Raw genomic sequence first — 13,259 nt, 5'->3', positions numbered from 1 at the left:
GCCGACCAGGGCCGACGCCCCACCGGCAACGGACACCCCCACTTCGTACCCCCCCGCACGCCGCACAGCAGATTGAGGCACCACCATGAGCATCCGCTCCCTTCTGCCGGGCCGTATCGGCTTCGGCACCGCACCGCTCGGCAACATGTTCCGCGCCATCCCCGACGACGAGGCCGCCGCCACCGTGCAGGCCGCCTGGGACCAGGGCATCCGCTACTTCGACACCGCGCCGCTGTACGGCGCGGGCCTGGCGGAGATCCGGCTCGGCGACGTCCTGGCCGGCAAGCCGCGCGACGAGTACGTCCTGTCGACCAAGGTCGGCCGGGTCATCCTCGACGAGGTCGAGGATCCTGCGAGCCGCCAACTCGGTCAGAAGGGCGCCCTGTTCGAGCACGGCCGCCCCAACAAGATGGTCAACGACTACAGCGCCGACGCGACGCTGCGCTCCGTCGAGGACAGCCTGAAGCGCCTCAGGACGGACCGCCTGGACATCGTCTGGGTGCACGACGTCGCCCAGGACTTCTACGGCGACGACTGGGTCGGCGTGTACGAGAGCGCCCGCACCGGTGCGTTTCGCGCGTTGACCCGGCTGCGCGAGGAAGGCGTCATCAAGGCCTGGGGCCTCGGCGTCAACAAGGTCGAGCCGCTGGAGATCACACTGGACCTGGAGGAACCGCGCCCCGACGCGTTCCTGCTGGCCGGCCGGTACACGCTGCTCGACCACACCCGTGCCCTCCAGCGCCTGCTGCCCGCCGCGGCCGAGAGCGCCGTCGACATCGTGGTCGGCGGCCCCTACAGCTCCGGCATCCTGGCCGGCGGCAGCCACTTCGAGTACGCCGAGGCGCCCGCGCACATCGTGGACAAGGTCGGCCGGATCAAGACCCTCGCGGAGCAGCACGGCATCGGCATCAAGGCCGCCGCCCTCCAGTTCGTGCTGGCCCACCCGGCCGTCGCCGCGGCCATCCCCGGCGCGACCCGGCCCAGCCGGATCGCCGAGGACCTCTCCGCGCTCGTCGAACACATCCCGTACGGCTTCTGGAAGGCCCTGCGCGAGCAGAAGATCATCGCGCACGACGCGCCGGTCCCGCTGACGGAGGCCTCGTGAGCGCCGCCCGCGCCACCCTCGACGTCCGGCAGTCCGCCGACCGAGTGTGGCAGCTCATCGGCGGCTTCGGCTCCCTGCCCGACTGGCTGCCGTACATCACGCAGAGCGTGCCGGGCGAGGGCGGACGGCTGCGCACGCTGACGAACGCCGAGGGCGGCGTCATCGTCGAGCGGCTCGAAGCCTTCGACGAGAGGGCCCGCAGCTACACCTACTCCATCGTGCGGGCGCCCTTCCCCGTCACGGGGTACCGCTCCACGCTCCAGGTCCTCGACCGCGGCGACGACGGGTGCCGGGTGGAGTGGTCGGGCACCTTCACCGCGGACGGCGTCACCGACGCCGAGGCGAACGCACTCTTCCAGGGCATCTACCGGGACGGCCTGGACGCCCTGGCGGAGAGGCTCGCCGTCTGACCGGGGGACCGGCGACAGCCGCCGCGAGCGGCCGGGGTCACGGCGATCCCGGCCGCTCGCGGACGCGCACGCCCCGGCCGGGCCTCACCCCGGCGAGCCGGTGCCACCCGGAGGCCGGCGGAGCCGGTGCAGGCAGACGACCGAGGCGAGGACGGTGCGCCGATCCGAGGCGTCCAGGCGGGGGTCCACCTCGACCAGGTACCGCTGCAGCCCGAGCCACGCGTCGACGGTGCTCACGGTGACCCTGCCGAGGAGCTCCGGCGCCGGACCCCCGTCCGGACCGCTCTGTGTGAGATCCCACTCGGTGGACAGCAGACCCGGCCGCGTGAGGAGGAACCGGCGTCCCCCCTGCGTCCCGAGAGCCAGCCGCCGTGTCCCGGCCGGGCCACGGGCGTCTACGGTGCCGACCTCCCGGTCCGCGGCGTCGGTGAGGCGGAACCGCGCCGGACCGGACTGCTCGATACGGACGACGAACCGACCGGACGTCGTCGCGAGGACGCCGTACGCGTCGTCGGTGTAGACGACCTGGCCAAGCGGGGTCCCCGCAGGGGTGGACACGACCAGGGCGGGCCCCGTGTACCTGCGCCACCAGGACCGCTTCGGCTGACCGACCAGGACGGTCTCCGACTCGAACAGACCGTGCTCTCCCACCGGTCCTTCGTCCCCCGTCACGGCTTCCCCCCCGACCGAGCCGACCGACCGCCGGACCGGGCCCCTACATCGCGGCCGGATCCTGCGGCCCCCGCCCCGACAGGACCTCCCCGTACGCCTGCATCAGGTCCGGCAGCCGTAAGGTCGCCAGGTCGTCCCGCGTCAGCGCTCCGGGATACACCGACAACCGCAGGTCGCGGTACGCGCAGCTCTTCTCGTACAGGGTCCGCAGGAACCGCCCGTTGCCCAGTTCGTCGATCCACCCCTGGTCGACCACGTGCCCGGCGATCGACCGCAGCTCCTCCAGCGCCTCCTCGTCCCACGCGTCGCCGTTCTCCCCGGCCAGCACCTCGCCGATCGCGGTCAGCTCAAGGGGCCGGTAGGAGGGGAAGTCGACGCGGGTCGTGAAGCGGGAGGAGAGCCCGGGGTTGGCGGCCAGCAGGCGGTCCATGCCCTCCGGATAGCCGGCCAGGATCACCACCAGGTGGTCGCGGTTGTCCTCGGCCCGCTTCAACAGCACCTGCAGGGCCTCGTCGCCGTACGCGTCGCCCTTGCCGTAGCCGGAGTTGGACAGCGAGTACGCCTCGTCCACGAAGAGCACCCCGCCGATCGCGGAGTCGATCAGTTCGTTCGCCTTCACCGCGGTCTGGCCGAGGTACTCGCCCACCAGATCCGCCCGCTGCGCCTCCACCAGGTGGTCGCCGCCCAGCAGCCCCAGCGCGTAGAACACCCGCCCGAGGATCCGGGCGACCGTGGTCTTCCCGGTGCCCGACGGGCCGGAGAAGACGAAGTGGCGTTTCGGCGGCTGCACCGGCAGCCCCTGCCCGGCCCGCAACCGGGCCATGTTCAACTGCGCGGACAGCGCCTTGACCTGCCGTTTCACCGGTTCGAGGCCGACCATCCGCTCCAGCTCGGTGAGCGCCTCCTCGAGTAACGCGGGGTCGGTCGGCCCGGCCGGCAGCGGAGGCGAGGACACGACCTTCTCGCGGACCGCCGGATCGACCACCGACGGCATCGCCCCGGCCGGCGGCTCCGCCTCCCCGAACCGCAGGTCGCGGCCCTCCGTGCCGAAGAGCGGGTCGAGCATGTCCGGCCCGTCCACGACGTCCTGCCCGGCGCCGGTCAGCGTGATCGCCGCGAGGTCGGCGCTGTCGTCGTACCCGTCCCCCTCGGCGATCGCGGCCAGCCGTGCGGAGGTGTCCATGAACGCCGGGTCGACGCGGTGCACGGCCCGGTAGAGGGGGAGCGCGGCGGCGCTGCGCCCGGTGCCCTCGTGCGCGCGGGCCAGCCAGTAGCGCAGCTCCTTGCGCTGCGGCTGCTCGCTGCGGCAGCGCATCAGCGCCGCCGAGAGCAGCGGTTCGGCCTGGCCGTACATTTCGAGGCGGACCCGGGCCATGCCACCGAAGAGCCCGGCCTCGATGCCCAGCATGGAATCGTCGAGGAGCGGATCGGTGTGCCGTACCAGCTGCTCCCAGTCCTTGACCAGATAGGCCCGGCAGGCGTGCAGGAAGCGGACCTGGGGGTCGGCGTCCACGGGCGGCAGCCCGGCGAGGGCCCGGTCGAGCTCCGGGACGTGCCGGCCGTCCAGCCAGTGCGAGGCGTGCGCGAGCAGCAGATCGCGCGGACTCTCCAGGACCGGCTGTACCCACCAGCCGAGCCAGTACCAGGAGTTGAGCGCGCGGCGGTGCCGGGCACGCTGATCGCCGAAGCGGTCCCGGTGCCGGAACATCCTGAGCAGCGCGGTCGTCGTGTCCACGCGCAGCGCGTGCAGCCCGAGCCAGGCGTCGGCCATCCCGGGATCCATCCGTACCGCGGCGCGGAACTCCTCCTCCGCCTGCGGATAGGCGCCCATCGTGTAGGCGTCCACGCCTCGCAGCCAGGCGAGGTCGGCCGGGGCCTCGGGGCCCTGCGTGCCGAAATCCATCACGTCCCCCACAAACCGTGCCCGTGGTTGGCCCCCGGGCTCCCCCCGATGGCCGCCGTTGGTCGAACCGCTGTGCCGCGGACCGGAGTTGCAGGTGCGCGAAGCAGCCGTTCGAAGGTCGCACCGAGGGCATCGTACCTGCGGTTCCACCGCCTGCCGAAGGGTGCCGCACAGGCCGTTTGACGAGGTGGGAGCAGACGGGGCGCACGCGGCTCGGTGACCGAGGGTGAGCGGCGAAGTGCACACGGCACGCACAAAAGGGGTAAAGGGCAGAACGAAGCCCCCGATCACGGGGGAACAACCGGGGGCTTCGCGTCTGTGCGGCGGCTCCCAAGGGCCGCTCATTGAGAACGTAAGTCCTGTACGGCCCTTGGGTCAAGCCGAGTTGAGGTACTGAGGCAACTTGTTCCGGACGCGTCTTCACAAGTTCAGCACATCGCCGACGGCCCCTCACGGTCGGTGACCGTCTGGTCCGGTCCAACGGTGGTCACAGGCCCCGGAAGTACCTCGTACCCCTTCTGTGACTGTGTCACCAGGAGATCGGAGTACGGCCTCGAGGGGTCCTCGATGAAATGTGCGTGTTCCGCCCTGACCCACTCGGCCCAGAACTCCCGCTGTTCCGTCCCGTCCCGCAGCCTGCCCCGGGTCCAGGACTCCTCCCGCGGCACCTCCATCCACAGCAGTCGCGCCAGGAACGGGCGCAGTGCGCGCCGGCCGGCGCCGACGCCCTCGACGAGGATCACGGGGGCCGGCGGCAGCGGGCGGGGCGGGCCGAAGGCGCGAGCGTGCCAGTCGTAGGGGGTGTAGCGGGCGGTCTCGCCGCGGCCGAGCGGCTCGATCACCTGGGTCAGCAGCCGGCCGGTCCAGGCGAACAGCTCCTCGTGGCTGGCGATGTCGTCGAGGTGGAGCACCGGCGCCCCGCCCAGCGCGGCCGCCAGCCGCCCGGCGAAGGTGGTCTTCCCGGAACCGGCGTGCCCGTCGACGCCGACGAGGCGGACCGGGCCGCAGGAGGGCGGCAGGCCCTGGAGCGAGGAGACGAGACGGTGAATGACGATTCCCGAGGTGTGGTGGGGGGTGTCGCGTGCTGTGGGGTGTTTTCCGGAAACATTCTAGTAGTGCGGCTCATAGCGGACGTTCGCGGCCCCATGGAAAGTAGTGGCTTGAACTAATTTCGAGCCGTTCTTTGGCGGCCCGTCGATATTTCCGACCCGCTGACCGATATGTCGAATTCAGGCGTTCCCGGTGTGGCCGCCGCTGAGTAGGGTGCTTTCTGTGCGACGGCGACGCGTCGAACGGGGACGGACAGGGGAAGATGGCCGCGGAGTTATTCGAGGGGCAGTACGTATGGCATCCGGCGGCCGATGACCGCGTGCTCGCGAGCGTGTGCGTGGATGTGCGCGCCGGGAGATATCGCAGTGCCCGCGAGGCCCTGGCCGAGACGCGCACCGACTTCGCCCTGCGCGCCCATCGTTCCCTGGTCCTGGCCTCCGAGGCGGCCGGCACCGATCTGGTCGAGCGCTGGCTGGCCGAGGAGCCGGGCCCCGAGTCCGCGCTGATGTGGGCCCGGGTGGCGGTGCAGCGGGCGATCCGGGCGGCCGACGCCCGCGACGAGCGCGCCGAGGCGCTGGAGCGGATCGCCCTCGCCGCCTGTGACCGGGCCTCCGCGATGAACCCCGCCGACCCCACCCCCTGGGCCGCCAAGCTGGCCATGGCCCGGCTGCACCGCCCGCACGACCGCGCCCCCAGCGGGCTGCTGACCTCACCGCCCGGCCCGTGGCGGCTGTTCGCGCACACGCTCGCCCTGGACCCCTGGCACCGCGAGGCCCACCACCGCTTCCTCTCCTTCTTCTTCACCCGCTACGGCGGCTCGGTGAACGCGGCCTGGGACGTCGCCGCCTTCCTCGCCCAGCGGGCCCCCGCCGACTCGGCGATCCGGCTGCTGCCCCTGGTCGCACTGGTCGAGAGCCACAACCCCAGCCAACTCCTCGCCGAGCGGGTGTGGGAGCAGCCGCAGTGGCGCGCCACCGCGCTGTCGGTCTACCACAACTGGCTGCCCACCATGGCCGGATACCGCTTCACCCCGGTGCTCGACCAGGCCTACCTCGCGCACGCGCTGGTCATGGCCCAGCGCGAGTTCGAGGCCCGGGCGGTCTTCACGGCCATGGGGCGGTACGCCTCACGGATGCCCTGGAGCGTCTTCGGTGATCCCGCCGAACAGCTCTCCCGGGCCCGCCGCGCCTGCGGCCTGCCCATCCCCTCCTAGAGAGCCCCCACAGAGAGAAAGGCCGGCACGTGTCAGAACGCACAGCGGACGACCCCGTCACCCTCGACGACGACGCGACCCTGCACGCGATGGGTTATCCGCGGAAACTCACCCGCCGATTCCAGGCGTTCGACAATTTCGCCATCTCCTTCACCATCATCAATATTCTCTCCGGAATCTTCTCGTCCTTCGGATTCGGAATGAACGCGGGCGGTCCCCGCATTCTCGTGTTCGGCTGGATCGGCGTCTGCGTGATGGTGCTGTGCATCGGCGCCGCCATGGCGGAAGTGGCGTCCGCCTATCCCACGAGCGGCGCGCTGTATTTCTCGGCCGGCAAACTCGCCAAACGGCACAAGGGCGCGTGGTCCTGGTACACGGGCTGGCTGAACTTCGTGGGCCAGATCGGTGGGACCGCGGCCACCGGATACGCGGCCGCCACCTTCATCCAGGCCCTCATCGCCCTGCAGTGGTCCTCCTACACCCCGACCGCCCACCAGACGGTCCTGATCACGGCCCTGATCATCGTGGTCCAGGGGCTCGCCAACACCTACACCGTCCAGCTCGTCGCCTTGCTGAACCGGATTTCCGTGTGGTGGCTGCTGATCGGACTCGTGGTGATCGTGAGCACACTGATCGTGATGCCGGCCGATCATCAGTCGGCGTCCTTCGTGACGCATTTCGTGAACAACACCGGCTTCACCAACGGCCTTTACGGCGGCATGCTCGGCCTGCTCGTCACCAGCTGGACCTTCACCGGCTTCGACGGCAGCTTCCACATGTCCGAGGAAACGGTCCGGGCGACCGTGAACGCCCCGAGGGGGATCATCCGCTCGATCGGCTATTCGGCGATCACGGGCCTCGTCCTGATGCTCGCGCTGGTGTACAGCATCGGCGACTACGACAAGGTGGCGAGCTCTTCCGCGCCGCCCGTCCAGATTCTCATCGACGGACTCGGCATGGGCTGGGCCAAGGCGATGCTGCTCGTGGTCATCGGCGCCATGCTCTTCTGCGGACTCGCCAACCTCACCAGCAACACCCGGCAGATCTTCGCCTTCTCCCGGGACGGCGCCATGCCCGGCTCCCGGCTGTGGCACTCGGTCTCGCCCCGCACCCGCACCCCCGTCAAGGCCGTATGGCTCGCGGTGGCCTGTTCCCTCGTCCTGATCGTGCCGGGATGGTGGTCGCACACCGCGTTCACCGCGATCGTCAGCGTCAACGTCGTCGGGCTGTTCCTCGCCTATGCCGTGCCGGTGTTCCTGCGGCTGCGCCTCGGCGACGAGTTCCGGCCGGGACCGTGGAACCTGGGCCGCTGGAGCAGGCCGGTCGGCTGGCTGGCGGTGATCTGGATCCTGCTGAGCAGCATCCTGTTCATGCTGCCGCAGGCCTCGCCGATCACCGTCGACACCTTCAACTACGCGCCGATCGCCCTGGCCGTCGTACTGATCGTGGCCACGGCCTGGTGGTTCGCCACCGCCCGCCGGCGCTTCCAGGGCCCGGTCAGCTACGGCCGCCCCGACGAGGTCGCCGCGATGGACCTCATCTGACACCGGTGAAGAAGGCCCCGGCGCGGGGCGCCGGGGCCTTTTCAGCGGACGAGACCAATATTGGTGGGCGTGGCATCGCCGGAAGTGCTGGCAGGGGCATGCCCGCTGCTCCATAGTTGGCGCACCGGACCAGCAGCGTCGCGTACACCTGGGGGTCTCCCACCCATGAGCAGAGCCGAACAGCCGTCCCGCAGAACAGTTCTGGCCGCCGCGGCCTCGGTCGCGGCGGCCGCCGTCGCGCAGGGGGTGATCCCGGCGGTCCCCGCGGCCGCGGCGTCGCAGACCGAGACGGAGGACGCCGGCCGGGCCCAGACCCGTCCGGTCGACTACCACGCGTGGACGACCTACAGCGACTGGCGGACCGGCTCCGCCAAGGGCGTGGGGGCGGTCGCGGGCCGCCGCCCCGGCGTGGTGATCCGCACCCCCGCCGGCATCACCTCCTACACCGACCCGCACACCGGCACCACCGGCCAGTGGGAGTACGGCACCTGGACCGGGCCGGTACGCCGGCTCACCGTGCCCGCCACCGAGACCATCGCCTCCTGGAACGCGGACACCCCGGCCGGCACCTGGATCCAGGTCGAACTGCTCGGCACCTACTCCGACGGCACCCCGACCCCCTGGTACGTGATGGGCCGCTGGGCGGCCGGCGACCAGGACATCAAGCGGACCTCGGTGGACGGCCAGACGGACGGCAGGAGCACCGTCTGGACGGACACCTTCGCCATCGACGACGCCGCCACCGGCCTGCGTCTCACCTCCTACCAGCTGCGGCTGACCCTCTACCGCAAGCCCGGCACCAAGCTCACCCCGACCGTCTGGCGGCTCGGCGCCATGGGCTCCGACATCCCGGACCGCTTCACCGTCCCGGCCTCCACCCCGGGGCTGGCCCAGGAACTGAAGGTGCCGCGCTACTCGCAGGAGATCCACAAGGGCCAGTACCCCGAGTACGACAACGGCGGCGAGGCCTGGTGCAGCCCCACCTCCTCGCAGATGATCGTCGAGTACTGGGGCGGCCGGCTCACCCCCGCGCAGCTGGCCTGGGTCGACCCGTCGTACGCCGATCCCCAGGTCTGCCACGCGGCCCGCCACACCTACGACTACCAGTACGCGGGCTGCGGCAACTGGCCGTTCAACGCCGCCTACGCGTCGACCTACAAGGACCTCCAGGGCGTGATAACGCGACTCGGCTCGCTCACCGACCTGGAGACGCTGATCGCGGCCGGCATTCCGGCCATAACGTCCCAGTCGTTCCTGGAGAGCGAGCTGACCGGCGCCGGGTACGGCACCTCCGGGCACCTCATGACGGTGATCGGCTTCACCGCGGAGGGCGACGTGATCGCCAACGACCCCTGCTCGGCCGACGACGACGCGGTCCGCCGGGTCTACCCGCGGCGGGAGTTCGAGAACATCTGGTTGAGAACCAAGCGGTACAACGCGAGCGGCAACATCAGCTCCGGCACCGGTGGGGTCTGCTACCTGTACTTCCCGGCCTGCCCGAGCCCGGGCCAGCTCAGGGCGCTCGCGGCGGTGGGCGTGCGCTGACCGGGCGCCACGGCGGCCCTCGGACGGACCGGGGGCCGCTTTCCTGTGACCAAGCTCTCCGCCGCAAATGCCGCAATCGGTGGCAGGGTGGACGGTATGACCGCGCACTCCACCACCGCCGCCCGGGCCCGTACCGGCGGTCCCAGGGACGACGGCCCGAAGGTTCTGGAACACGTCATGGGCTGGACCCTTGTCGTGGTCGTCGCCATGCTGGTGACCCAACTCGGGCTGCTGTGACCTGACCCACTGTCCGACCTGGCATACTGCGGATGTCCCGCAGCCTGCTGAGACCAGGGTCTAAATTGAATATTAGTCAACAACGTGCCGCCGCCCGTCCCCGGGCGCGCGGCACCGAGCGGTCCGTGGCCCGTCGTGCCGAACTCATCGCCATCGGCCGGAAGTTGTTCGCCGACACCTCGTACGACGCGCTCTCCATGGACGACATCGCCAGGCAGGCGCATGTCGCCAAAGGGCTGATCTACTACTACTTCCAGTCCAAGCGCGGTTACTACCTGGCGATCATCCAGGACTCGGTCGCCGACCTGGTCACCTATGCCGCGAGCGGCCTGGAACTGCCCCAGGTGGACCGCGTCCACCGCACCATCGACAGTTACCTGCGCTACGCCGAGTACCACCAGGCCGCGTACCGCACGATCGTCAGCGGTGGCGTCGGCTTCGACACCGAGGTGCACTCCATCCGGGACGGGGTGCGCGAGGCGATGGTCGGGACCATCGCCGAGGGCGCCTACGGGCGCACCGACATCGGTCCGCTCGCCAGGATGGGGCTGCTCTCCTGGCTGTGCAGCGTGGAAGGCGCGACCCTCAACTGGATCGACCACCCCGAACTCTCCCGCGAGACCATGTGCGAGCTGCTGGTCAAGACGCTCGGCGGCACCATGCGTGCCATCGAGGAACTGGACCCCGCCTACCGTGCCCCGGCCCCGGCCCGCCGGGACGCCTGACACGTACAAGGGGCGGAGGTCTCGTGGAACCCCCGCCCCGAGCCCCCGTGACCGGGGTCAGTTGACGGCCTTGACCAGCTCACCGCCCGCCGTGTCGCCGCTCAGCTCCCACAGGAAGGTGCCGCCCAGGCCCTGCTGGTTCTTGTACGTCATCTTGGTCGCGATGGTCGCCGGGGTGTCGTAACTCCACCAGTCGCTGCCGCACTTGGCGTACGCCGTGCCGCCCACCGTGCCGGTCGCCGGGCACTTGGTCCTGAGCACCTTGTAGTCCTCGATGCCCGCCTCGTAGGTCCCCGCCGCCGGGCCGGTGGCCGAGCCGCCGGGCGCCGCCTGGGTCACGCCGGTCCAGCCGCGGCCGTAGAAGCCGATGCCGAGCAGCAGCTTGGAGGCCGGGATGCCGAGGCCCTTGAGCTTGGCGATGGTCGCCGCCGTGGAGAAGTTCGCCTTGGGGATGCCCGGGTAGGAGTTCAGCGGCGAGTGCGGGGCCGTCGGCCCGGTCGCGTCCCAGGCGCCGAAGTAGTCGTACGTCATCGGGTTGTACCAGTCGACGTACTGCGCGGCGCCCGCGTAGTCCGCCGCGTCGATCTTGCCGCCGCTGGTCGCGTCGGCGGTGATCGCGGCCGTGACCAGCGCACTGCTCCCGAACTTCGAGCGCAGCGCCGCCATCAGGTTCTTGAACGCGTCCCGGCCGCTGGTGTCGCAGGTGCTGCCGCAGGCGTTCGGGTACTCCCAGTCGATGTCGATGCCGTCGAAGACACCGGCCCACTTGGAGTTCTTCACCAGGTCGTAGCAGGACTGGGCGAAGGCGGCCGGGTTCCTGGCGGCCTCGCCGAACCCGCTCGACCAGGTCCAGCCGCCGAAGGACCAGAGGATCTTGAGGTTCGGGTGCTTCTTCTTCAGCTTGAGCAGCTGGTTGAAATTGCCGCGCAGCGGCTGGTCCCAGGTGTCCGCGACCCCGTCCACCGACTCGGCGGCGGTGTGGGCGCGGTCGGTCGCGGCGTACGAGTCGCCCATCGCGCACTTGCCGCCGGTGACATTGCCGAAGGCGTAGTTGATGTGGGTGAGCTTGGCGGCCGAGCCCGAGGTCTCGACGTTCTTGACCAGGTACTTGCGGTCGTAAACGCCCCATTCCGTGAAGTAGCCGACGACCTTCGAGCCGGCCTGCACCTGGGGAGCGGCCGGGGCGGCCGCCGACGCGGTGCCCGCGCCGGCCAGCAGCCCGGCGCCGAGGACGGCGCAACAGGCCGCGGAGAGCAGCGCCCGGAACCGGGAGTGGTGAGAGGTGTGCATCGGGTGTCTCCTCCTGGGGGAGAGGGGAACGCGCGCCGATTGGCATGAACGCGGTAAAGCGTTGGTCATGAACCTTAGGAGGACTAGACCAGTCGGGTCAATGGTTCGTACCAATATCGGGGCGGCCGGATGTTGTCCTGGAATTGGCGAAGTAAGCGGTCGTTAACTGGTGACGGAAGGTCCCCGATCGGGCATACTCACTGCGCAGCCGCTGGTCAGCAGCTTCCGTGACCCGGAACGCCCACCTCGGCCGCACTCGAACGACAGGCGGAGCCGCCCCCACCCGACGGGCTGTGACCGCCGGTGCCCGACAGGGAGGAGACCGACGCCATGTCCGACCGCGACCCGCAGCCGGTGGAGCGTCAACTGCCCACGGAAGAGGCGAGGGACCTGATCTCGCTCGTCCGTGAGATCGCCCAGCGCGAGATCGCGCCCCGGGCGGCCGAGGAGGAGGACGCCGGACGCTTCCCGCGCGAGGTCTTCACCCTGCTCTCCGCGTCAGGACTGCTCGGCCTGCCGTACGACGCCGAGTACGGCGGCGGAGACCAGCCCTACGAGGTCTACCTCCAGGTCCTGGAGGAACTGGCCGCGGCCCGCCTCACCGTCGGCCTCGGCGTCAGCGTGCACACGCTCGCGAGCTATGCGCTCGCCGCCTACGGCACCAAGCAGCAGCAGGTCGAACGCCTGTCCGCAATACTCGGTGGCGGCCTGCTCGGCGCCTACTGTCTGTCGGAGCCGGCCTCCGGCTCCGACGCGGCCTCGCTGCGCACGAAGGCGGTCAGGGACGGTGACGACTGGGTGATCAACGGCACCAAGTCGTGGATCACGCACGGTGGCATCGCCGACTTCTACACGGTCATGGCCCGCACGGGCGGAGAGGGCTCGCACGGGATCACCGCCTTCCTGGTCCCCGGTGACGCCGAGGGCCTGAGCGCCGCGGCGCCCGAGAAGAAGATGGGCATGAAGGGCTCGCCCACCGCCCAGGTGCACTTCGACGACGTCCGGGTCCCGGACGAGCGGCGGCTCGGCGAGGAGGGCCAGGGCTTCGCCATCGCCCTGTCCGCACTGGACTCCGGCCGGCTCGGCATCGCCGCCTGCGCCATCGGCCTCGCCCAGGCGGCCCTGGACGAGGCGGTCGCCTATGCCACCGGACGGCGGCAGTTCGGCCACCCGATCTCCGACTTCCAGGGCCTGCGTTTCATGATCGCCGACATGGCCACCCAGATCGAGGCCGGCCGGGCCCTCTATCTCGCGGCGGCCCGGCTGCGCGACGCCGGCCGGCCGTTCGCCAAACAGGCCGCCATGGCCAAGCTGCACTGCACCGACACCGCGATGAAGGTGACCACCGACGCGGTCCAGATCCTGGGCGGCTACGGCTACACCGCCGACTTCCCGGCCGAGCGCTACATGCGCGAGGCCAAGGTCCTGCAGATCGTCGAGGGCACCAACCAGATCCAGCGGATGGTCATCGCCCGTCATGTGGCGGGGCCGGAAAGCCGCTGAACTGCCCGCGTGAGACCGTCGGAGCCGCCAGCCTGACCCACTCGGGGTCGTGGCGGCCCGGC

General features: G+C 70.6%; 12 protein-coding genes. 8 read left to right on the top strand and 4 right to left on the bottom strand.

What is annotated here, in order from left to right:
• The first annotated feature begins 85 nt into the window (after nucleotides 1-85).
• Nucleotides 86-1,105 carry an aldo/keto reductase gene (locus ACZ4O3_RS26530; RefSeq protein ID WP_362731249.1) on the top strand — a complete coding sequence of 340 codons (1,020 nt, stop codon included), beginning with the start codon at nucleotides 86-88 and terminating at the stop codon, nucleotides 1,103-1,105.
• Nucleotides 1,102-1,515: an SRPBCC family protein gene (locus ACZ4O3_RS26525; RefSeq protein WP_362731251.1), complete on the top strand. Its 414-nt coding sequence runs from the start codon at nucleotides 1,102-1,104 to the stop codon at nucleotides 1,513-1,515. Before ACZ4O3_RS26530 ends, ACZ4O3_RS26525 begins: the two co-directional genes overlap by 4 nt.
• Before the next feature lie 84 nt (nucleotides 1,516-1,599).
• On the opposite strand, the gene ACZ4O3_RS26520 is transcribed toward ACZ4O3_RS26525, so the two are convergent.
• The 3 genes from ACZ4O3_RS26520 to ACZ4O3_RS26510 form a co-directional block, all read right to left on the bottom strand.
• Nucleotides 1,600-2,166, bottom strand: a complete 567-nt coding sequence (locus tag ACZ4O3_RS26520) for a hypothetical protein (RefSeq protein WP_467724607.1) — start codon at nucleotides 2,164-2,166, stop codon at nucleotides 1,600-1,602.
• A gap of 64 nt (nucleotides 2,167-2,230) precedes the next feature.
• Nucleotides 2,231-4,090 (bottom strand): AAA family ATPase, encoded by a 1,860-nt coding sequence (locus ACZ4O3_RS26515; RefSeq protein WP_384993961.1) that lies wholly within the window; start codon nucleotides 4,088-4,090, stop codon nucleotides 2,231-2,233.
• Nucleotides 4,091-4,518: 428 nt separating this feature from the next.
• Nucleotides 4,519-5,001: a hypothetical protein gene (locus tag ACZ4O3_RS26510; RefSeq protein ID WP_467724605.1), complete on the bottom strand. Its 483-nt coding sequence runs from the start codon at nucleotides 4,999-5,001 to the stop codon at nucleotides 4,519-4,521.
• Nucleotides 5,002-5,402: 401 nt separating this feature from the next.
• Between ACZ4O3_RS26510 and ACZ4O3_RS26505 the strand changes: the two genes are divergently transcribed.
• The 5 genes from ACZ4O3_RS26505 (at nucleotide 5,403) to ACZ4O3_RS26485 (ending at nucleotide 10,404) form a co-directional block, all read left to right on the top strand.
• Nucleotides 5,403-6,353 carry a hypothetical protein gene (locus ACZ4O3_RS26505; RefSeq protein ID WP_362729620.1) on the top strand — a complete coding sequence of 317 codons (951 nt, stop codon included), beginning with the start codon at nucleotides 5,403-5,405 and terminating at the stop codon, nucleotides 6,351-6,353.
• An 89-nt stretch (nucleotides 6,354-6,442) separates the two neighbouring features.
• Complete coding sequence (locus tag ACZ4O3_RS26500; protein WP_467724739.1) at nucleotides 6,443-7,897, top strand: amino acid permease; 1,455 nt, start codon at nucleotides 6,443-6,445, stop codon at nucleotides 7,895-7,897.
• Nucleotides 7,898-8,062: 165 nt separating this feature from the next.
• Nucleotides 8,063-9,442 (top strand): peptidase C39 family protein, encoded by a 1,380-nt coding sequence (locus ACZ4O3_RS26495; RefSeq protein ID WP_467724603.1) that lies wholly within the window; start codon nucleotides 8,063-8,065, stop codon nucleotides 9,440-9,442.
• 96 nt (nucleotides 9,443-9,538) lie between these two features.
• Complete coding sequence (locus ACZ4O3_RS26490; RefSeq protein WP_362721993.1) at nucleotides 9,539-9,679, top strand: SCO1431 family membrane protein; 141 nt, start codon at nucleotides 9,539-9,541, stop codon at nucleotides 9,677-9,679.
• 65 nt (nucleotides 9,680-9,744) lie between these two features.
• Nucleotides 9,745-10,404, top strand: a complete 660-nt coding sequence (locus ACZ4O3_RS26485) for a TetR/AcrR family transcriptional regulator (RefSeq protein ID WP_362722013.1) — start codon at nucleotides 9,745-9,747, stop codon at nucleotides 10,402-10,404.
• 57 nt (nucleotides 10,405-10,461) lie between these two features.
• Here ACZ4O3_RS26485 and ACZ4O3_RS26480 read toward each other — a convergent pair whose 3' ends face one another.
• Nucleotides 10,462-11,694, bottom strand: coding sequence for a glycoside hydrolase family 18 protein (locus ACZ4O3_RS26480; protein ID WP_362721995.1), 1,233 nt, complete (start codon nucleotides 11,692-11,694; stop codon nucleotides 10,462-10,464).
• Nucleotides 11,695-12,024: 330 nt separating this feature from the next.
• Between ACZ4O3_RS26480 and ACZ4O3_RS26475 the strand changes: the two genes are divergently transcribed.
• Nucleotides 12,025-13,197, top strand: coding sequence for an acyl-CoA dehydrogenase family protein (locus ACZ4O3_RS26475; protein ID WP_362721998.1), 1,173 nt, complete (start codon nucleotides 12,025-12,027; stop codon nucleotides 13,195-13,197).
• Nucleotides 13,198-13,259: the final 62 nt, after the last annotated feature.

This window comes from Streptomyces sp. NPDC026515 (genome assembly GCF_055567595.1).
The sequence above is the reverse complement of the archived record's forward strand: the minus strand, read 5'-3'. Positions and strand labels throughout refer to the sequence as shown.